General features: G+C 68.0%; 20 protein-coding genes. 8 read left to right on the top strand and 12 right to left on the bottom strand.

Going from position 1 to position 19,751, the window contains the following annotated elements; genetic code table 11:
- Positions 1-95: 95 nt before the first annotated feature.
- A complete protein-coding gene (locus tag GRI99_RS13450) occupies positions 96-1,931 on the bottom strand; it encodes a DUF885 domain-containing protein (protein WP_160772551.1) in 1,836 nt (611 codons plus the stop codon).
- Here GRI99_RS13450 and GRI99_RS13445 point away from each other — a divergent pair.
- Entirely contained in the window at positions 1,930-2,238 is a 309-nt protein-coding gene (locus GRI99_RS13445) for a hypothetical protein (protein WP_237438343.1), read from the top strand. The two genes, GRI99_RS13450 and GRI99_RS13445, sit on opposite strands and share 2 nt — an antisense overlap.
- Positions 2,239-2,273: 35 nt before the next feature.
- Here the strand turns inward: GRI99_RS13445 and GRI99_RS13440 are convergent, their stop codons facing one another.
- On the bottom strand, positions 2,274-2,951 hold the full coding sequence (locus tag GRI99_RS13440; RefSeq protein ID WP_160772550.1) for an energy transducer TonB: 678 nt from the start codon (positions 2,949-2,951) through the stop codon (positions 2,274-2,276).
- Positions 2,952-3,136: 185 nt separating this feature from the next.
- Positions 3,137-3,793, bottom strand: coding sequence for an alpha/beta hydrolase (locus GRI99_RS13435; RefSeq protein WP_160772549.1), 657 nt, complete (start codon positions 3,791-3,793; stop codon positions 3,137-3,139).
- A 99-nt stretch (positions 3,794-3,892) separates the two neighbouring features.
- On the opposite strand from GRI99_RS13435, the gene GRI99_RS13430 reads away from it, so the two are divergent.
- The 3 genes from GRI99_RS13430 to GRI99_RS13420 are packed head-to-tail and all read left to right on the top strand — an operon-like array spanning position 3,893 to position 6,361.
- Positions 3,893-4,942 carry a cysteine desulfurase family protein gene (locus GRI99_RS13430; RefSeq protein WP_160772548.1) on the top strand — a complete coding sequence of 350 codons (1,050 nt, stop codon included), beginning with the start codon at positions 3,893-3,895 and terminating at the stop codon, positions 4,940-4,942.
- On the top strand, positions 4,939-6,009 hold the full coding sequence (locus tag GRI99_RS13425; protein WP_160772547.1) for an aminotransferase class V-fold PLP-dependent enzyme: 1,071 nt from the start codon (positions 4,939-4,941) through the stop codon (positions 6,007-6,009). Before GRI99_RS13430 ends, GRI99_RS13425 begins: the two co-directional genes overlap by 4 nt.
- A gap of 4 nt (positions 6,010-6,013) precedes the next feature.
- Positions 6,014-6,361 carry a 2Fe-2S iron-sulfur cluster-binding protein gene (locus GRI99_RS13420; RefSeq protein ID WP_237438342.1) on the top strand — a complete coding sequence of 116 codons (348 nt, stop codon included), beginning with the start codon at positions 6,014-6,016 and terminating at the stop codon, positions 6,359-6,361.
- 163 nt (positions 6,362-6,524) lie between these two features.
- On the opposite strand, the gene GRI99_RS13415 is transcribed toward GRI99_RS13420, so the two are convergent.
- Complete coding sequence (locus GRI99_RS13415; RefSeq protein WP_160772546.1) at positions 6,525-7,058, bottom strand: type 1 glutamine amidotransferase domain-containing protein; 534 nt, start codon at positions 7,056-7,058, stop codon at positions 6,525-6,527.
- Positions 7,059-7,162: 104 nt separating this feature from the next.
- On the opposite strand from GRI99_RS13415, the gene parC reads away from it, so the two are divergent.
- Entirely contained in the window at positions 7,163-9,460 is a 2,298-nt protein-coding gene (gene parC, locus GRI99_RS13410; protein ID WP_160772545.1) for a DNA topoisomerase IV subunit A, read from the top strand.
- Between the two features lie 64 nt (positions 9,461-9,524).
- Here the strand turns inward: parC and GRI99_RS13405 are convergent, their stop codons facing one another.
- From GRI99_RS13405 to GRI99_RS13375, 7 genes are all read right to left on the bottom strand, one after another.
- Positions 9,525-10,016, bottom strand: coding sequence for a hypothetical protein (locus GRI99_RS13405; RefSeq protein WP_160772544.1), 492 nt, complete (start codon positions 10,014-10,016; stop codon positions 9,525-9,527).
- A gap of 233 nt (positions 10,017-10,249) precedes the next feature.
- Positions 10,250-11,794 carry a DEAD/DEAH box helicase gene (locus GRI99_RS13400; RefSeq protein ID WP_160772543.1) on the bottom strand — a complete coding sequence of 515 codons (1,545 nt, stop codon included), beginning with the start codon at positions 11,792-11,794 and terminating at the stop codon, positions 10,250-10,252.
- Between the two features lie 237 nt (positions 11,795-12,031).
- Entirely contained in the window at positions 12,032-13,195 is a 1,164-nt protein-coding gene (locus tag GRI99_RS13395) for a tRNA nucleotidyltransferase/poly(A) polymerase-related protein (protein WP_160772542.1), read from the bottom strand.
- Positions 13,192-13,788 carry a CoA pyrophosphatase gene (locus GRI99_RS13390; RefSeq protein ID WP_160772541.1) on the bottom strand — a complete coding sequence of 199 codons (597 nt, stop codon included), beginning with the start codon at positions 13,786-13,788 and terminating at the stop codon, positions 13,192-13,194. Before GRI99_RS13390 ends, GRI99_RS13395 begins: the two co-directional genes overlap by 4 nt.
- Entirely contained in the window at positions 13,785-14,327 is a 543-nt protein-coding gene (locus GRI99_RS13385) for a DUF1285 domain-containing protein (protein ID WP_160772540.1), read from the bottom strand. The genes GRI99_RS13390 and GRI99_RS13385 overlap by 4 nt, the downstream gene beginning before the upstream one ends.
- 25 nt (positions 14,328-14,352) lie before the next feature.
- A complete protein-coding gene (locus tag GRI99_RS13380) occupies positions 14,353-14,874 on the bottom strand; it encodes a GNAT family N-acetyltransferase (RefSeq protein ID WP_202393093.1) in 522 nt (173 codons plus the stop codon).
- Between the two features lie 63 nt (positions 14,875-14,937).
- On the bottom strand, positions 14,938-16,128 hold the full coding sequence (locus tag GRI99_RS13375) for a PQQ-dependent sugar dehydrogenase (RefSeq protein ID WP_160772539.1): 1,191 nt from the start codon (positions 16,126-16,128) through the stop codon (positions 14,938-14,940).
- On the opposite strand from GRI99_RS13375, the gene rnhB reads away from it, so the two are divergent.
- Together rnhB and GRI99_RS13365 are read left to right on the top strand one after the other, a co-directional pair.
- Positions 16,127-16,765, top strand: coding sequence for a ribonuclease HII (gene rnhB, locus GRI99_RS13370; protein WP_160772538.1), 639 nt, complete (start codon positions 16,127-16,129; stop codon positions 16,763-16,765). The genes GRI99_RS13375 and rnhB overlap by 2 nt on opposite strands.
- Positions 16,762-17,664: an oxidoreductase gene (locus tag GRI99_RS13365; RefSeq protein ID WP_160772537.1), complete on the top strand. Its 903-nt coding sequence runs from the start codon at positions 16,762-16,764 to the stop codon at positions 17,662-17,664. Before rnhB ends, GRI99_RS13365 begins: the two co-directional genes overlap by 4 nt.
- Here GRI99_RS13365 and GRI99_RS13360 read toward each other — a convergent pair.
- Complete coding sequence (locus GRI99_RS13360; protein ID WP_337192927.1) at positions 17,661-18,407, bottom strand: sulfotransferase family protein; 747 nt, start codon at positions 18,405-18,407, stop codon at positions 17,661-17,663. The genes GRI99_RS13365 and GRI99_RS13360 overlap by 4 nt on opposite strands.
- 192 nt (positions 18,408-18,599) lie before the next feature.
- Between GRI99_RS13360 and GRI99_RS13355 the strand changes: the two genes are divergently transcribed.
- The gene (locus tag GRI99_RS13355; RefSeq protein ID WP_160772536.1) at positions 18,600-19,745 is read left to right on the top strand and encodes a site-specific DNA-methyltransferase; all 1,146 of its coding nucleotides are present in this window, start codon (positions 18,600-18,602) and stop codon (positions 19,743-19,745) included.
- Positions 19,746-19,751: the final 6 nt, after the last annotated feature.

Here is a 19,751-nt window from a genome sequence, read left to right as displayed (position 1 = left end):
CGGACCTTTCACCAACGGATGGTGAATACGGAGTGGCCTGCGCTGGTAAATTTCCGGTTGCCGAAAGCGCCTAGCGTGCCGCTAACCACGCCGTCTCAGGCGCGCCCTGCGATGTGCCGCTCCACGTTGGCCTGCAGCACATCCAGCGGGCAGTTGCCGCCATCGACCACTGCCTGGTTGAAGGCGCGCAGGTCGAACCGGGCAGCGAGGCGGTCGCGCGCGTGCTGGCGCAGGCGCAGAATCTCGGTCTGCCCGATCTTGTAGGCACAGGCCTGGCCGGGCCAACTGCAATAGCGGTCGATCTCGTTGGCCGCTTCGGCCTCCTCCTTGCCCACCTGTTCCTGGAAGAAAGCGGCGGCGCGGGCGCGGCTCCAGCGCATCGCGTGCATCCCGGTATCCACCACCAGCCGCGCGGCGCGATAGGCCTGGTCCTGCAGGTAGCCCAGCCGCCAGGCGGGGTTCTCGTCATAGGCGCCCAGCTCGTCGGCCAGCACCTCGGCATAGAGCGCCCAACCTTCGGAAAAGGCGCTGAACGACAGCACCGAGCGGATCAGGCTGAGCTGGTTGGAATATTCACCCTCCCACACGTGGCCGGGAATGGTCTCATGGTGGACCAGGGTGGGGATGTCGTACTTGCGATGCAGGTCGGTGGTGCGCAGGTTGATCCACATCTTGCCCGGGATCGCGCCATCCTTGCTGCCCGATCCGCCATAGGCCGTGGGCGCGCCCGGCTCCTCGGCCAGCGGCAGGCGGCGCACTTCGAGGCGCGCGGGCACGATGCGTTCGAAAGCGCGCGGCATCTGCGCGCGGATCCAGTCCACCCGCTCGGCGATGAAGGCCATGATTTCCGCACGGCCCGGATCGCCATCGGCAAACTGGAAACGCGGATCGCGGCTGAGTTCCACCATGCGCTGGCCGGCCGTGCCCCGAGTGTAGCCCAGGTCGCGCAGGATCGGGTCCATCCGGCCGTGGATCTCGGCCAGTTGCTCCATGCCGATCTGATGGATTTCCGCCGGGGTCAGCGTGGTGGTGGTCGCCGCCTTCAGCGCCCAGGCGTAGTATTCGTCACCCCGCGGGCGCGACCACATGCCCGCCTCGCTGGTGGCTTGCCCTGCTTCCAGCCGCAGTTCGGCAAGCTGGCGCTGCAGGGCGGCTTGCACCGGGCCCTTCACCACGGCTTCTGCGCGTGCCTGCCACTGGCCGGGCAGGCCCTTTTCTCTCGTGCGGCGGACCAGCGATTCCACCAGCGCGCCGCCGCCGGCCGCATCGGCGATCGACTGTTCCATCTGGCCGATGGCCTTGGCCAGCAGGAAGTCGGGCGGCACGAGGCCCATCTCCCGCGCGGCCTGCAGCCGCTCCAGCTCGCCATCCAGTTGCGCCGGAAAGGCGGACAGGCGGACCAGGTACGCCTCCGCATCGGCGGTCGTCTCGATCTGCTGGTCGCTATCGAAGAAGCGCGGCATGTCGATATAGCCGCCCACGTTCTGGATCACGGTATAGGGCGAATTGCGCCACGAGCCGATCGAGACCGACCCATAGGGCATCGCCAGCCCCTCAAGCGCGGTGGCATAGGCGCTTTCGACCACGGCAAAGCTGGTGCGGGTGGCGTCGTCCATGCCGCTGGTGTCGGTCGCGCGAACCAGTGCGAGGTCCTGCCGCAGCATGGCGGCTTCTGCGGCCAGCCCCGCCAGCGAGACATCGGTGGACAGCCCGCGCAGCGCGGCGTGCTCGCCCGTGTCCACGCCCAGCGAGGTGGCGCGTTCCGGCTCGGCGGTCATCAGCCGCCAGACAATGGCATCGAGCGTGGCAGTGCCGGCCTGCGATGCGCTGAGTGTCTGCGTGGTGGCGCAGCCGGGCAGGGTGACCAGCGCAGTGCCGGCGGCCAGCGTCCCCAGCGCCTGGCGCCGGGTGAAAAGGGTGTTTTCGAGCATGGACAGGTGGTTGCAGGCGAAACCGTGCCTGTCAATCGCCGGCGCCAATCTCCCGCTGGCGGCGGGGCGAGGCCGGCTCTATGACGGCTGCACCATGAACGATTTCGCCCTTTCGCTGGCCATGTTGGCCATGGTCGCCCTGCTGTGGGGCGGCTGGTACCAGTACCGCCGCAACGGACCCAACCTGCAAACTCTGCTGATGGTGGTGATGGCACTGGTGCTGCTGGGCAACGTGGTGATCTGGCAGTTGCCTCCGCCGCAGGATGCGGAAGCGGCGGACGCGGAGAGTGCGCCCGCCGCCCGCTGACAGACGACCCGTCCGGACAGGGCCACGGACCTGGTCTAGTCCGGTAGCTGCCAGCTGACCGAACCGGTATAGATGCCGGCCACTTCCACGCCGTTGCGGTCGATGCCGGGACGGAAACGGGCGCGGCGCTCGATCCTGTCGCAGACGGTCCGGTCCAGCACTTCGAACCCGCTGCTGGCGACCACGCTGCAGCCCTGCACGCGACCGTTGGACCCCACAGTGACCTGGTAGCGCGTGGTGCCCTCATACTCGCGGCTGATGGCGATGCGCGGATAGTCATCCGTGGTTACCCAGCCGGCGGGGCCATTGGCGGGGACCGGTCCGCGCGGGGTGACCAGCGGCGGGCGCGGGGGTTCCGGGGGCTGTGGCGGCGTCGGCAGCGGAATGTCGGTGCCGCCGGTGTAGGTGATCTGCTCGTCCGTGGGGGTTGGCGGAACCGGGGGCAGGGGCGGGGGAAGGTTCAGGTCAACCGGCCGCTCCGGTGCGGTGGGCGGCACCCGCGGATCGACCGGGTCCGGCTGTTCCCTGGTGTCTGGCGGCGGGGGCGGCGGCAAGGGAATCTGCCCGCCTTCGAACGGCGGGGGCGGTGCCGGCCGGATATAGTCGATTGCCAGCCCCGCCGTCAGGCCCAGGGCAAGCACGATATGCACCAGTGCCACGCCGGTAACCCCGGCCAGGCGCTTGTGGCTGTGATTGTGGTCGAGATAGGCCATCGGCTTTCCACTCCTCTCTTGTCGCCGGCCTAGGTCTCGTGCCTCGACTCGGCGTGTTATAATGTAACATTACATCTTACGACAAAGTGTTACAAGTGGATTGATTGAGTTAGTGCCAGGGGCACGAAAAAGGCCCCTGTCCCGCGTGGGGAAGGGGCCTTCTCGAAAGCGAAACTGCTACCGGATCAGGTGATCGGACAGCTCGGGTCCAGCCGGAAATCGAGATAGCGGTCGACCGATGCCTTCAGGTCCTCCAGCTCGTTCTCGAAGAAATGGTTGGCGCGCGGAATCTCGTCGTGGTGGATGGTGATGTGCTTCTGCGTGCGCAGCTTCTCTACCAGCTTGGTGACCGAATTGGGCTGCACCACCGTATCGGCCGACCCCTGGATGAAGATGCCGCTGGCGGGGCACGGGGCCAGGAAGCTGAAATCGTACATGTTGGCAGGCGGGGCGACCGAGATGAAGCCGCGGATTTCCGGGCGGCGCATCAGCAACTGCATGCCGATCAGCGCGCCGAAGGACACGCCGGCGATCCAAGTGGTCTGTGCTTCCGGGTGGATCGACTGCACCCAGTCGAGCGCGCTGGCGGCATCGCTCAGCTCGCCAATGCCGTTGTCGAAGCTGCCCTGGCTCTTGCCAACGCCGCGGAAATTGAACCGCAGGGTGGCAAAGCCGCGCTCGGTGAAGTTCTTGTACAGCATCTGCACGATGCGGTCGTTCATCGTGCCGCCGCCCTGGCTGTGCGGGTGCAGGATCATCGCCACCGGCGCGCGCGGACGCAGTCCGGGGGAAAAGCGGCCTTCGAGACGGCCTTCGGGGCCGGGGAAAATCACGTGGGGCATGGGTCTATCGGATACTCTGCGATGAGGGCGTGACCGCGCGGGTGGCGCGGCGGAGTTGGCGGGCTATATAGGAACTGTGTCCATTTTCGCAATTATTCGATGACCGGCCGAGTCTATCTCGACCATGCTGCCACCAGCCCGCTGCGCCCGCAGGCGAAAGCGGCGCTGGATGAAGGCTTTGCCCTGTGGGCCAACCCCAGCAGCCCGCACGCCGAGGGCCGCCGCGCGCGCGCCGCGCTGGAGGAAGCGCGGGCGCGGATCAAGGCCTCGCTGGGGTGGGAGGGGGAGGTGATCTTCACCAGCGGGGCCAGCGAGGCGCTGGCCTTGGCCCTGGGCCGCGCCAAGGTGGACCGGCGGATAGTGAGCGCGGTGGAACACGATGCCGTGCTGCGCGCCGCGCCCGATGCCACGGTCGTCCCAGTGCGGGCCGCCTCGCTCGATCCCGTGGCGCTGGACGAGGCGCTGGCCACGTGCGGCAAGGCACTGGTGGCCATGCAGTCGATCAATTCGGAAACCGGCACCGTGCTGATCCCGCATGAAGGCACGCCCGTGCTGGCGCAGGTGCGCGCGGCGGGCGGGTGGCTACTAGCCGACTGTTCGCAGAGCGCGGGCCGCGTGCCGCTGCCCGATGCGGACATGGTCGTGGTCTCCGGCCACAAGCTGGGCGCGCCCATCGGCGTGGGCGCGCTGCTGGTGCGTGACTATGCCATGCTGGAGCCGACCGGCGGGCACGAGCGCGGTTATCGCGCGGGAACCGAGAACCTGCCTGGCGTGCTGGGCCTGGCCGCCGCGCTGGAAGCGGGCGGGGTGGAAAGCTGGGCCACCGGCTATCCCGACCGCTATGACCTGCGCGACATGCTGAACCATACGGGCGACGTGGTGCGGCTGGGTCCGCAATGCAGCCACGTGCTGGCCGTGACCCACCCCACGATGAGCGCGCAGGCACAGCTTATCCGGCTGGACGCGGCGGGCTTTGCCGTTTCGGCAGGCAGCGCCTGTTCCAGCGGCTCGCTCAAGCCCAGCCGGGTGTTGAAGGCTTTTGGCCTGGGTGACGAGGTGGCCCAGCGCACCATCCGCGTCAGCATTGGCTGGAATACCACCCCGGCAGACCTCGCAGCCTTCGCCAGCGCTTGGGGGCACCTGGCGTGATCTACCTGGATTACCAGGCAACCACTCCGCTGGCCCCCGAGGCGCGCGAGGCCATGCTGCCATGGCTGGGCGGGCCGGACAGCGACCACTTCGGCAATCCGCACAGCACCCACCGCATGGGTCGCATGGCCATGGCTGCGATCGAGGTGGCGCGCGAGCAGGTGGCGGCGCTGTTTCCCCCCGGGGGCCGCGTGGTGTTTACCAGCGGGGCGACCGAGGCGCTGAACCTGGCGATGCGAGGCTGTGGCGGGCGGGGACCGCTTGCGGTCAGTGCGATCGAACATGCCGCAGTGCTGGATACGGCAGCAGCATCGGGTGCGGTGCATGTGATCCCGGTCGATAGCGAAGGGCTGGCCGCCCCGGCTGCGCCTCTGCCCAACGATACCCGGCTGGTCTGCGTGATGCAGGTGAACAACGAGATCGGCACCGTGCAGGACAGCGCGGCGTGGCAGGCGCGGGCGCGGGCGGCGGGCGCGCTGTTCCTGTCCGATGCAGTGCAGGCGGCGGGCAAGCTGCCGGTGGCCGAGGCCGACATGATCGCCCTGTCCGCCCACAAGCTCCACGGCCCCAAGGGGATTGGTGCGCTGTGGCTGCGGGACGGGCTGGCGCTGGAACCGCAGACCACCGGCGGCGGGCAGGAACAGGGCCTGCGATCGGGCACGCTCAGCCCCGCGCTGGTGGCCGGGTTCGGCGCGGCAGCCAGGCTGGCGGTGGAGCGGCGTGAGGACGATACGGCGCATGTGCAAGCGCTGTGGGCCCGGGCACGCGACCTTTTCGCCGGGTGGACCCTTAACGGCAGCGCCACCCAGCGCTGGCACGGCAACCTCAACCTGCGGCGCGATGGCCTCGATGTCGCCCGCCTGATGAGCGACTGCCGCAATGTGATGTTCAGCGCCGGCTCCGCCTGCGCCAGCGGATCGGGCCGGCCCAGCCACGTGCTCAAGGCCATTGGGTTGAGCGATGCCCAGGCCAAATCGTCGATCCGGCTGGGCTTTGGCCGCTACACCACGATGGAACAGCTTGAAGCGGGCGCGGCAGCCATTATCAGCGCGGCGGAGGCGCAATAACCCTTTGGCAGGAGCAGGCACCATCAAGGTCATCTTCATCAACCGCGACGGCACCCGTACCGAGGCCGAAGGCAAGCCGGGCGACCGGTTGCTGGAAGTGGCGCAGGCCGCCGGGATGCCGCTGGAAGGGACGTGCGAGGGGCAGATGGCCTGTTCCACCTGCCACGTGATCGTGGGCCGTGACTGGTTCGGCAAGCTGCCCCCCGCGAGTCCCGACGAGGAGGACATGCTCGACCTCGCCGCCAGCCTCGCTGCCACCAGCCGCCTCTCGTGCCAGATCCTGCTGACCGAGGCCCTCGACGGGATCGAGGTGAAGATCCCGCGCGAGAGCCGCGATATGCAGGGGTATTAGGGCGCTCAGCCCGCAGCGGCCGCCGTGAGGCGCTGCCAGCGTTGCAGGCCAAGTGCGCCCAGCACCAACGGACCGGCAACGTCCGCCGAAAGAGCCACGCAAAAAGCCCCGCCACCTGTGGGGGTGGCGGGGCCCTGGCGATGCGGGTTGGGAACCGAAGGGGTCAGTCCGCCCGTTCGCGCAGCATGGTGATCAGGGCATCGGTGAAGGCGGGGATGTCTTCCGGCTTGCGGCTGGTGATCAGGTTGTCGTCCACCACCACCTCGGCGTCCTCCACCTCGGCACCGGCATTGGCGAGATCGGTGCGGACCGAGGGCCAGGCGGTCACCCGGTGGCCGTCCACCACGTCGGCTTCCACCAGCAGCCAGGGGGCGTGGCAGATGGCGGCGACGGGCTTGCCGGCATCGTAGAACGCGCCCACCAGGTCCACCGCCTCGTCATCCATCCGCAGGATATCGGGGTTCATCTGCCCGCCGGGCAGCAGCAGGGCATCGAAATCGGCCTCGTCGGCATCTGACAGGGCCATGTCCACCTTGACGGCGCGCCCCCAGTCCTTCTGGTCCCAGCCGCGGATCTCGCCCGTCTTGGGGCTGGCGACGGTGGTTTCGAACCCCGCCTTTTCCAGCAACGCCTTTGGCTTTTCCAGTTCCGACTGTTCGAAGCCGTCGGTGGCCAGGATGAGAATCTTCTGCGGCATGGCGAGTGGTCCTTGTTCGCGGGGGAAGTCAGCCACACAACACATGGGGAAAGCCGCTGGTTCCGCGCTGTTGCGCGAAAGCCCCCGCTGCTAGGGCACGGGGCATGGATACCATCGAAGACGAGAAGGACCCGTTCGACGCGATCGTCGATGCTCCGTTCGACAGTGCCCTGTCGGAGCGCTACCTGGTCTACGCCCTGTCCACCATCACCGCCCGTTCGCTGCCGGACCTGCGCGACGGGCTGAAGCCGGTCCACCGCCGCATCCTGTGGGGTATGCGCGGGTTGAAGCTGGACCCGTCCAGCGCCTTCAAGAAGTCCAGCCGCGTGGTGGGCGACGTGATGGGCAAGTATCACCCGCACGGCAACCTGGCGCTGTATGATGCCATGGTGCGCCTGGCCCAGCCGTTCAGCCTGCGCTATCCGCTGGTCGAAGGGCAGGGCAACTTCGGCAATATCGACGGCGATAACGCCGCCGCCGAGCGCTACACCGAAGCGCGCCTGACCCGCACCGCCATGCTGCTGATGGAGGGGCTGGACGAGGGCACGGTCGATTTCGTCCCCACCTACAACAACGAGGAGGAAGAGCCGACCGTATTCCCCGGCCTGTTCCCCAACCTGCTGGCCAACGGGGCCAGCGGCATCGCCGTGGGCATGGCCACCTCCATCCCCAGCCACAACGTGGCCGAGATCATCGATGCGGCCGAACTGGTCCTGTTCAACAAGGACGTTACCCATGCCGAACTGATGCAGGTGTTCCACGGCCCCGATTTCGCTACCGGCGGGCTGGTGGTGGACAGTGCCGATGCGATCAGCCACGCCTATGCAACCGGGCGCGGCAGCTTCCGCGTGCGCGGCCGCTTCTACGCCGCCGAGGCTGCGGACGAGGCTGACCGCATGGCCGGGATCGAACGGCACAAGGGCGGGGGCTGGCAACTGGTCATCTCCGAAATCCCCTACCAGGTGCCCAAGGGCAAGCTGATCGAACAGATCGCCCAGGCCATTGCCGACAAGAAGCTGCCGATCCTGGAAGACGTGCGCGACGAGAGCGACGAGCAGATCCGCCTCGTGCTGGTCCCGCGCAGCCGCAATATCGACCCCGAGCTGCTGAAGGAATCGGTCTACAAGCTGACCGACCTGGAGACGCGTTTCTCCCTCAACCTCAACGTGCTGGATGCCACGCGCACGCCGATGGTGATGGGGCTGAAGGAAGTGCTGCTGCACTGGCTGACCAGCCAGATCGAGGTGCTGCAACGGCGCAGCCAGCACCGGCTGGACAAGATCGCCAACCGGCTGGAACTGGTGGCGGGCTATATCATCGCCTACCTCAACCTTGACCGGGTGATCGCCATCATCCGTGCCGAGGACGAGCCCAAGCCGGTGCTGATGGCCGAATTCGAACTGACCGACCGGCAGGCCGAGGCGATCCTCAACATGCGGCTGCGGTCGTTGCGCAAGCTGGAGGAAATGCAGCTTCGCAAGGAGCAGGACGAGCTGCTGGCCGAGCAGGAGGAGCTGAACAAGCTGCTGGAAAGCCCGGCCCGCCAGCGCACCCGCCTGAAGCGCGATCTTGCCGCTATCCGCAAGGAATATGCGGAGGATACCGCGCTGGGCAAACGCCGCACCACCATTGCCGAAGCTGCCCCCACGGTGGAATTCAGCATGGACGCGATGATCGAGAAGGAACCGGTCACCGTAATCCTGTCCCGCAAGGGCTGGATCCGCGCTGCCAAGGGCCACGTGGACCTGGGAACCGACGGCTGCGGCGATTTCAAGTACAAGGAAGGCGACGAGGCGGCCTTTGCCGTCCATTGTCAGACCACCGACAAGCTGCTGCTGGCCTGCGACGATGGCCGCTTCTTCACCATCGGCGCGGACAAGCTGCCCGGCGCGCGCGGCTTTGGCGAACCGGTGCGGAACACGCTGGACATCGACGCCAGCGCGCAGGTGATCGCCATGATCGTTCATGAGGCGGGGCGGCAACTGCTGCTGGCGGCAGACAACGGCAAGGGCTTCGCCGCCGTGACCGACGAACTGCTGGCCGAGACCCGCAAGGGTCGCCAGGTGGTCAACGTGAAGGACGGGGTGAAGCTGGTGGTGGCCCGCGCCATTGCCCCGGCGCACGATCACGTGGCCGTGGTGGGCGACAACCGCAAGCTGGTTGTCTTCGCGCTGGACGAAATGCCGGTGATGGCGCGAGGGCAGGGCGTGACCCTGCAACGCTATCGCGATGGCGGCCTCAGCGATGTGACCACTTTCACCTTGGCCGATGGGCTAAGCTGGCAGATGGGCGGTGATAGCGGCCGCACGCGCACCGAGACGGAAATCGGCATGTGGAAGGTTGCGCGTGGTGCCGCAGGGCGGATGCCGCCGACGGGATTCCCGAAGGATAACCGGTTTTAGGCCATGAAAAAGGGGCCGGTGACAAACCGGCCCCTTCATCGGTCCCGTCCGGAAATCCGGTGGATCAGCCAGCCGCCACGGCGGCCATGATCGCTTCCTTGGTGGCGCGGACCATCACGTTGCCGCCGGTGTCCAGCGCCAGCAGGTCACGCGGCAGGGTTACCACGAATTCGCCTTCGCGGATCACGATGTTGTCGCCGTCCACCTGGTCGATGGTCCCCAGCGGCTGGGCATCGGCGGTGACCACGGCAGCGCCCACAACCAGCTTGGCATCGCGCGCGGCGGCGGCCTGCGCCAGCTGCTCGCCATAAAGCTGGTCCAGCTCGGCCTTGGTGGTGTTGAGGGTGGAGCCGCCATCGGCAGCGGCGAAAACGTCGGCGGGCAGAGGCACCTGGTGGGTGCCGGTATCGACCACCACGGTCGACCCGTCGTTGGACAGCACGGTGCCCACGGCGGCCCCGTCATTGCCGTTCACAGTCGCGCCAACATCCTGCGCCTGCGCGGTCTGGGCCGCAGCAAGGATGGCGGCGGCAGCGAATGCAATCTTGAAATTCATTGGAAATCTAGCCTCTTTGCAATGGGTTCGCGACCCGTTGCAAAGACGGTCGGGACATGGTCCCGATGATGCAACCCGTTCCGGACGAGCTGTGCCTCAGCCTCCATGAACCGAGCCACAAGCCGGGCACGACTTGCCTTTGCTCGTCATTGCGAGGCCGCAGGCCGAAGCAATCCAGGGTGGTTTGGGTGAACCCTGGATTGCTTCGCTGCGCTCGCAATGACGAAAGGCTATCAGCCCTGCCAGGCGTTGCGCTTGGTGTTCGACTTCTGGCGGTTGCCGCCACCGTTGCGCTGGCCCTGCGGGCGCTGGCCTGCGTTCTGGCCGCCCTGCGCCCGCTCGCCTTGCGGACGATCTGTACGCTGCGGGCGGTCATTACGCGGCTGGTGATCGCTGCGCGGCTGGCGCTCGTCACGCACCGGGCGCTCATCGCGGGCCGGGCGGGCGGGGCGGGCAGGGCGTTCGGCGCGCTCGCCGGGGCGGACAACCAGCGCATCGGGATGGCGGCGGGGGCCGCGCGCCTTGCGCTCGTTCTCGCGGGTGCGGCGGTTGCGGCCGCCGGCGCGGTTATCGTCCGAATATTCGGCACCGCTGCCACCGGCTGCCGCCTTGGGCAGCTTGGCGGCCAGGGCCACGAAGTCCTTGGGCAGCGGAGCCGAAGCCGGAACGACGCCGGTCAGCTTCTGGATGTCGCGCAGGTAGGCCTTCTCGTCCGGCGCGCAGTAGCTGATCGCCAGGCCGCCCTTGCCGGCACGCGCGGTGCGGCCGATGCGGTGGACGTACTGTTCGGCCACGTTGGGCAGCTCGAAGTTGAACACGGCGGACACGCCCGGCACGTCAATGCCGCGCGCGGCAATGTCGGTTGCCACCAGCACCGGCACCTTGCCGGCGCGGAAGCCGTCCAGTGCGCGGGTGCGCTGGGCCTGGCTCTTGTTGCCGTGGATCGCGGCTGCTTCCACTCCGGCGGCGACCAGGTGGCGCACCACGCGGTCAGCCCCGTGCTTGGTGCGGGTGAACACCAGGCAGCTTTCGATATCGCCGTTGGCCAGGCCCTTCTGCAAGCTGAGGGTCAGCAGCGCCTGCTTCTCCTTCTGCTCGATGAAAGTGACGTACTGGCCCACCTTTTCGGCGGTGGTCGATTGCGGGGCCACTTCCACCTTCACCGGGTTGACGATGAACTGCTTGCCCAGGCGGGCAATCTCGTCCGGCATGGTGGCGGAGAAGAACAGGCTCTGGCGCTGCTTGGGCAGCAGGTTGGCGATGCGGGTGAGGGGCTTGATGAAGCCCAGGTCCATCATCTGGTCGGCCTCGTCCAGGACGAAGATTTCCACCTCGTCAAGAAACAGGGCCTTCTGCTCCACCAGGTCCAGCAGGCGACCGGGGGTGGCCACCAGCACATCGGTGCCGCGCGAAAGGTTGGCAATCTGCTTGCCCACCGGCACGCCACCGAACACGGTCTGCACCTGGATGTCGACATACTTGGCATAGAGGCGGAAGTTGTCGGCAATCTGCGCCGCCAGCTCGCGGGTGGGCGAAAGGACCAGCATCCGGCAGCCGCGACGGGGGCGGGGGGCGGGATTGGCCAGCAGGCGGTGGATCGAGGGGAGGGCAAAAGCGGCGGTCTTGCCGGTGCCGGTCTGGGCAATGCCCAGCAGGTCACGCCCTTCCAGCAGGGCGGGGATCGCCTGGCGCTGGATCGGGGTGGGATCGGTGTAACCCTTGGTGGCAAGTGCACGCAGGATCGGCTCGGCCAGGCCAAGGTCGGTAAAATAGGACATGAAAAACTCTTTCAACGCATAGTGGCGCACGGCGCACGCATGGCGTCCGGGCGCAAGGTGGGGCCTTTGAGGCTCCCCACGCGTGATGCGGGTTGCTTGGCATATGACCGTGATTTCCGCCGCCGGTCCTTGCCCCTTGTTGGATGTGGGGAGGCTCACGCTAGCAGGCGGATCACGCGACGAATTCGCGCCGGTCACGCAGGCCAGATAGCGATGTTTCGCAAAAACGCAAGGAAATTACCGGGAGGAGTCCAGTTCTTCCGCCAACAGCGCTTCCACGCGGGGGCGGGGCGGGAAACCTTCGGCCACCCAGCGGGCCTCCACGGCGCGCAGCACGCGGGCGACCTGCGGGCCGGCGCCGACGCCCCTCTGCACGATTTCGCCGCCCTTCAGCGGCAGTTCGGGGACGGTCCAGTCGGCCAGCGGGGCGGGGTCCGTGCCGCCCAGCAGCGCCAGGTCGCGTGCCGCCTCGATCCCGTGGCGATAGGCCAGTGCGCGGACATCGCCCGAGGCGCGGCTGGCGAGGGTGGCGAGGTGCTTGCGCTGCGCGGTCGAGAGCTTGAGGCGCGCGGCCACCTTGTCCACCAACGGCGGATCGGCGGGCAGCAGCGCGGCCATTCGGCGCAGGGGGGCGGGGGCAATGCCACAGGCCGCCTCTGCCGCCACCAGCGCGGGCATGGTGGTCAGCGTGGCTTCCGGCAGGACCATGGCCAGTACGCCAAGGCTGTCCATCCGTTGCAGGGTGGCGACCGGATCGGGCAGGGCCAGCAGGGCCAGCAGTTCCATCGCCACCCGCTCGCGGCTGAGGCCTTTCAGCGTGGCGGCAAGATCTGCGCAGGCGGCATCGGCCTCCGCATCGATCGCGCTGCCGAAGCGGGCCTGAAAGCGGAAGTAGCGCAGGATGCGCAGGTGGTCCTCGCGGATGCGCTGGCGGGCATCGCCGATGAAGCGCACCCGGCCTGCCTGCAGGTCCTCCAGCCCGCCGAAATAGTCATCGATGGCCAGCGTCACGGGGTGGGCATAGAGGGCATTGATCGTGAAATCGCGCCGCGCAGCATCGTCTCGCCAGTCGCTGGCGAAGGCCACGGTGGCGCGGCGGCCATCGGTGGACACGTCATGCCGCAGCGTGGTCACCTCTACCGGCCCGCCCGGCAGCACCACAGTGACGGTGCCGTGATCGATCCCGGTGGGGACGGTGCGCAAGCTGGCGGCTGAACAGGCCGCGATCACCTCGTCCGGCGTCAGCGTGGTGGCGGCATCGATGTCCTTCACCGGGTGGCCCAGCAGGGTATCGCGCACTGCGCCGCCCACCCAGCGCATGGTGTCCACACCCAGCGCCGCCACCAGGGCGGCCAGGTCTGCGCGCTGCGTCCAGTCGGCGGCAGGCAGCCTTGCGGTCACGCGAACAGTCCCCCTTCCAGCCGATGCGACAGGTTGCCGATGATCGCGGCGGTGATGCCCCAGATGCGATGTTCGCCGTACATGATCTCGACATAGCGCCGCTCGTGCCCGCCCAACAGCCCCACGCGCTGGGCATGGTTGGCGCGGTCGAGCGCGAAGGCCAGCGGCACCTCGAACCAGCCGGCCACCTCGTGCGGGTGGGGCGTGATCGGGGTATCGGGGGAAATGACGCCCAGTACCGGCGTAACCTCGAAGCCGGATCCGGTGGTAAACCGTTCCGCCATGCCCACTACCCGCACCGCATGGGGGGCGATGGACAGCTCCTCCTCGGCTTCGCGCAGGGCGGCGGCCACGGCATCCTCGCCCGGTTCGATCTTGCCGCCGGGGAAGGAGACCTGGCCCGGGTGCTTGGCCATGGTGTGCGGGCGATGGGTCAGGATCAGGCCGGGCTCGGGCCGGTCGGTCACCGCCATCAGCACGGCGGCAGGGCGGGTGACGGGGGGCACGAAGCGGCCATCATCGTGCAGGCCCAGGTGGGCCCGTTCGATACTGGCGGCAAAGGCCGCGTGGAGACGCTCGAACAGGCCGCTCATGGCACCAGCGCAAAGTCCGCGCCCTGGCTGGAGACGACCGGAATGGGGCCGGAAAAGTCTGCCAGGGCAACCAGTTGCAGCCAGGTGCTGCGATTGATCCGCGCCTGCGTGCCATGCCGCACGGCCAAGTAGATGGCCGGGCAATCGGCATCGCCTTCGGCCCGCAAGGGGTTGCCGGGGCCTGCCAGCACCAGCTCGTCGGTGTTGAGACGGAAAGCGAGGGTGCCGTCCCTGGCTTCCACATCCACCGCCACGAAAGCGGCATCCTCCACCGCGATACGCTGGCGGCACTGCGGGGTCAGCAGGAAATGCTGCCCGTCGCGCTGCACCAGCAGGGAAGAGAACGCGCGCACCATGGCCGGGCGGGTGATCGGGCGGCCTTCGTGCAGCCAGGTGCCATCGGCCCGGATGACCATGTGGCTGTCCAGCTCCTCCGCCGGGTCCCACTGGTCGATCGGCGGCAGGCGGCGCGCGGCCAGTGCCTCCGCGATCTGCGGCAGCGTCATCTCGGCCAGGTTGGGAGGGGCATCATAGGGCATTGCGCCCGCTAGATGGCACTTGTGATCAGCCGCGCCAAGGCCCCAGCATGCCTTCGCGGGGGAGCACGGCAGGATTGGCGCAGCGCACCAGCAGGCGATCCTTCTCGTAAGGCCCGGGCAGGCTCCAGCCCTGGGTGGGCGCGGCGATAAAGCCGAACTTCCCGTAATAGGGTGCATCCCCGATCAGCACCTGCGGCAGTGTGGCGGGACCATCGCCGATCGCTTGCTGCTGGGCCAGCATCAGCGCCGTGCCATAGCCTTCTCCCTGCCGTTCGGGCAGCACGGCTACCGGGCCGACCATGATCATCGGGTGGGCGCGGCCTTCGGCATCGGTCAGCGCCACCGGCCAGGCCTGGATGGTGCCGACCAGCAGCTCGTCCTCGTCCAGCGCGGCAAAGCTGAGCGCGGGCAGGGCCTCGGTCCCCTGGCGCACCATGTAGGCAGTACGCTGGAAGCGGCCAGGACCGAACGCGCGGTCGAGCAGATCTTCCACCATCTGCGGGTCAACGCCCGCCAGCGGAATCAGCGAGGATATAGCCTGTGCCATGGGGGCGCGCGGATACGGCGCATGAACCCCCGGCGCAAACGAATTCGCGAGCGGCGGGTGGCTCTATTGCGCCGCCGTCACGTGTAGCAGCCGGCCACGCGGGCCATCCTCCACCACCCACAGCGAACCGTCCGCTGCCTCGGCAATATCGCGCAGGCGGGTGGGAAAGCCGTGGCGGGCCACTTCCGTGGCGGCTGCTTCGCCGGGGGCGGGCAACTGCACCTGCACCACGGCATTCACGCTGCTCATCGCCGCGATCAGGGCCTGGCCACGGAACTGCGGGAACATGCTGCCGTGATAGATCAGCAGGTCGCCCGGTGCGATCACCGGGTCCCAGAAGATCACCGGCTTGGTAAAGCCATCGTCCGCCGTGTGATCGGGAATGTCGGTGCCGTTGTAGTTGTTGCCGTTGGAGCGGACCGGCCAGCCATAATTGTTGCCCGGCTCCACCAGGTTGATCTCGTCACCGCCGCGGGGCCCGTGCTCCAGTTCCCACAGGCGGCCGTCGGGGGCGAAGGCCAGCTGCAGGTTGCGGTGGCCATAGGACCAGATCTGCGCCGCCACGCCGCCACGGTCGGCAAACGGATTGCCCGCCGCCGGGGTGCCATCGGGATTGAGCCGCAGCACCTTGCCCAGGTTGTTGGCCAGGTCCTGCGCCGGGTCGGCCTGCATCCGCTCGCCACTGCCGATGAACAGGTAGCGGCCATCGGGGCTGAACATCAGCTTGTGGGAAAAGTGGCCACCGCTGGCCACGGCCGGTTCCTGCCGCCAGATTTCGGTCAGGTCATTGATCTGGCAAGCTCCCGCCGCACAGGCGAGCTGTCCTCGCGCGGCCACGGCGCGGCGCGGGGCGTTCTCGCCTTCACCGGCAGCCTGTGCCCAACTGAGGTAGATCGTGCGGCTGGCGGCATAGTCGGGCGCGAAGATCACGTCACCCAGGCCGCCCTGGCCGCCGTAGGCCACGGCAGGCAGGCCGCTGACCTCCCACGCATCGCCGGTGGCGGGGTTGAAGTACTTGGCGGTGCCGCCCTTTTCCGTAACCAGCAGGTTGCCGGTGCCCGGCTCCACCGCCACGGACCAGCCTTCGTTGAGGTTGAGCACGGCGCGCGCGGTGAAGGGCGATCCGGCCTCCAGTTCTACCGGCGTGCCACCGGCGGCGATCGGGGCGGGGCTATCCCCGGCAGCAAAGGCGGAGCAGCTTGCGGCCAGCAGCGAGCCGGGTAACAAGGTGCTGAGCAGAATCCTGAGACGCATGATTTTCGGCACTCCCTCGCGCGAATTTGCAGCCCGGTTGGGCCCGTCCTCCCTGGTTGCCGGGGTGGACGAGGCCGGTCGCGGGCCTTTGGCTGGTCCGGTTGTGGCGGCTGCCGTGGTCCTGTGCAAGCCGGGACCAAAGGGCATCGACGATTCCAAGAAGCTGGGCGAGGCAGCGCGGGCGCGGGCGGAGGAGGCGATCCGCCGCCGCTGTGCCTTCGGCATCGGCGTGGTGAGCGTGGAAGAGATCGACCGGCTGAACATCTTCGGGGCCACCATGCTGGCGATGACGCGGGCCATGGCGCTGCTGTGCCAGGTGCTGGAATGCGACGTGGCGCAAGTGCTGGTGGACGGCAACCTCACGCCCCACGGCCGGGTGGCGGACTGGCGCTGGCCGGCCCGCGCCATCGTGGGGGGTGACGGGCGCGAGCGGTGCATCGGCGCGGCCTCCATCCTGGCCAAGCAGTACCGTGACCGGCTGATGGTGGAAGCCGCGCGCGAGCATCCGCATTACGGGTGGGAACGGAACAAGGGCTATGGCTCGGCCGAGCATCTGGCGGCGCTGCGCCAGCACGGCCCCACGCCCTTGCACCGCCGCTCCTTTGCCCCGGTGGCGCAAATGGAAATGGCGTTTTGAAAGGCCAAGGCAAGGGATATACCGCCCGCCATGTGCCAGACCAGGCGGGGCGGCGGTTCCTGATCACGGGGGCCAGCGCCGGGATCGGCTGGGAAGCCGCGCGGGTGCTGGCCTTGCGCGGGGCCGAGGTGATCCTGGCCTGCCGTGACGTGGCCAAGGGCGATGCCGCGCGGGCGGCGATCCTGGCCGAGGCGCCCGGTGCCGCCCTTTCGGTGCTGCTGCTGGATCTGGCGGACCTCGCCAGCGTGCGCGCAGCGGCGGCGCAGGTGGAGCGGATCGATGTCCTGATCAACAATGCGGGGGTGATGAACCCGCCGCTGCAACGCACTGCGCAAGGCTTCGAACTGCAGTTCGGCACCAACCACCTGGGGCATTTTGCCCTGACCGGGCTGCTGCTGCCGAAGATTTCCGGCGCCGATCCGCGCGTGGTGACTGTGGCCAGCCTGGCCCACAAGCGGGGGGCGATCGACTTTGCCAACCTGGATGGTGCGCGCGGCTATTCGCGATTCCGCTTCTATGGGCAGAGCAAGCTGGCCAACGCGCTGTTTTTTGCCGAACTGGACCGGCGGTTGCGCGCGGCAGGCTCGCCCGTGCGGTCGATGGGCTGCCATCCGGGCATTTCCGGCACCACGCTGGGCCGTTTCTCGCTGTTCGACAGGGCGGGGCTGGCGCTGGCCAGCGTGCTGTTCCACCGCCCGCCCGAAGCTGCCGTGCCTACGCTGCAGGCTGCTTGCGACCCTGACATGTTGGGCGGGGCCTATGTCGGCCCGCAGGGGTTCCTGGAGGCAAGCGGTCCCAGCGGCCCCGCGCGCCGCAGCAGGGCAGCGCGCGATCCGGCGCTGGCCGCGCGGCTGTGGCAGGTGAGCGTGGAGCTGACCGGGGTGGATCCGGGGATCTAGCTGAACGCCTTGGCGCGCATCGCCTCGATGTATTCGCGCGCAAAACCTTCCCGCGCCACCGGGTCGGCGGGAATGCCGCCATGTTCGTCGGACTGGGCACCCAGTTCGTCGCGGCTGTTGACGCGGGGAAAGGGGCTGTCCGGCACCGGCACGCCCAGGAACGCGCACAGCGGTTCCCACCCGTCGCGCGGGTGGAACTGGAGCAGGCGTTCGGGCGGCAGGCCGTCCACCACCGCCTGGTTGCGGCGCAGGTACCAGTCGGTCATCCACGCCCGGTCGGTGAGGTGGCCGTCGAAATGGCTGATCGCTACGCCGTCCAGCAGCGCCTCGAACGGGGTGCCTTTGACCGAATCGTTCATCCGGGCGGAAAAGATCGTGTCGCTGACCGAATCGAACCAGCTATCCGGATCGCGTGTGGTCAGGACCACCTTGGCCTGCGGAAAGTGGTCGGCCAGTTCGCGCCAGTAGCTGCATGCCGGGTAGTCGGTGGTGGAACGGAAGCCGGCAAAGACCGCGTCCCAGTCCGGCGTGCCGCCGATCACGTCCAGCCACAGGGGGATGGCCCGGCGCCCGTCGGCCAGGACTTCCGACATGTGGTAGCAGGGGCCGTAGCCGATGTGCTCCAGCGCGAATTTCAGCGAGAACGTGGCGTTGCGCCCCAGACCCGCGCCGATCACTTCCAGTGCCATCTTCACCCCTCCGGCTCCGTCGAACCCTGCTTGTGCCACCTTGCGGGCGATCACGCAAAAATTGAGTCCTGCCGGCAACACCCCAGCATATCGAGTCTTCACAAGGGCAGGAGACTCAACATCTTGTGGGGGACTCTTTTCGTTCCGCCTTATCCGGAGGCGGGCCTGCGACGGGCTGAGAGAATTGGTGCTTGACCCGGGACTCCGCAGGACTCACCCTGTGGATAAGTCAGGGGGTCTTACCGGATGGGTGAAGTGCTGAAAGTACGGGCGGCTCCGGCCGCAAGGGCGAAAGCTGCGCCCAGGGTGGACAAGAAGGACCTGCCGCTGGGGCAGATCCTCGAAGGCGACTGCATCGCGGCAATGCGCAGCCTGCCCACGGCCAGCGTGGACCTGGTGTTCGCCGATCCGCCCTACAACCTGCAACTTGGCGGCGATCTGAACCGCCCCGATGGCAGCCACGTGGACGCCGTCACCGATCACTGGGACCAGTTCGACAGCTTCGCCGCCTATGACCGCTTCACCCGCGAATGGCTGGTGGAGGCGCGCCGGGTGCTGAAGCCCGATGGTGCCATCTGGGTGATCGGCAGCTATCACAACATCTACCGCGTGGGCGCGATGATGCAGGACCTGGGGTTCTGGCTGCTGAACGACATTGTCTGGCGCAAGACCAACCCCATGCCCAACTTCCGCGGCACCCGCTTCACCAATGCCCACGAAACCCTGCTGTGGGCCAGCCAGGGCGAGAAGGCGAAGTACCACTTCAACTACCGCGCCATGAAGACGCTGAACGACGAGCTGCAGATGCGCAGCGACTGGGTGCTGCCGATCTGCAGCGGCGGCGAGCGGCTGAAGGACGAGGCCGGCCACAAGGCCCACCCCACGCAGAAGCCCGAGGCGCTGCTCTACCGCGTGCTGCTGGCTACCACCGAGGCGGGCGACGTGGTGCTCGACCCGTTCTTCGGCACCGGCACCACGGGCGCTGTCGCCAAGCGCCTGGGCCGCGAATGGATCGGCTGCGAGCGCGAGGAAAGCTATATCAAGGTGGCCAAGGCGCGCATCGCCAAGGAACTGCCGCTGGATGAAAGCGCCGTCACCACGATGAGAGCCGCGCGCGATGCCCCGCGCGTTGCCTTCGGGGCCGTGGTGGAGGCAGGGCTGATCCCGCCCGGCACCGTGCTGTCCGACAAGAAGCGCCGCTGGCAGGCCACGGTGCGGGCCGATGGCTCGCTGGCCTCGGGCGCTCTCAGCGGCTCGATCCACGCGGTCGGCAAGGACCTGCAGGGCGCGCCAAGCTGCAACGGCTGGACCTTCTGGCACATCGAACAGGACGGCGAACTCAAACCCATCGACAGCGCGCGGCAGCTCTACCTGCTGGCGGTGGAGGATTGATCGCCG

This window comes from Alteraurantiacibacter buctensis, from assembly GCF_009827655.1.
GTDB classification, from domain to species: domain Bacteria; phylum Pseudomonadota; class Alphaproteobacteria; order Sphingomonadales; family Sphingomonadaceae; genus Alteraurantiacibacter; species Alteraurantiacibacter buctensis.
The sequence above is the reverse complement of the archived record's forward strand: the minus strand, read 5'-3'. Positions and strand labels throughout refer to the sequence as shown.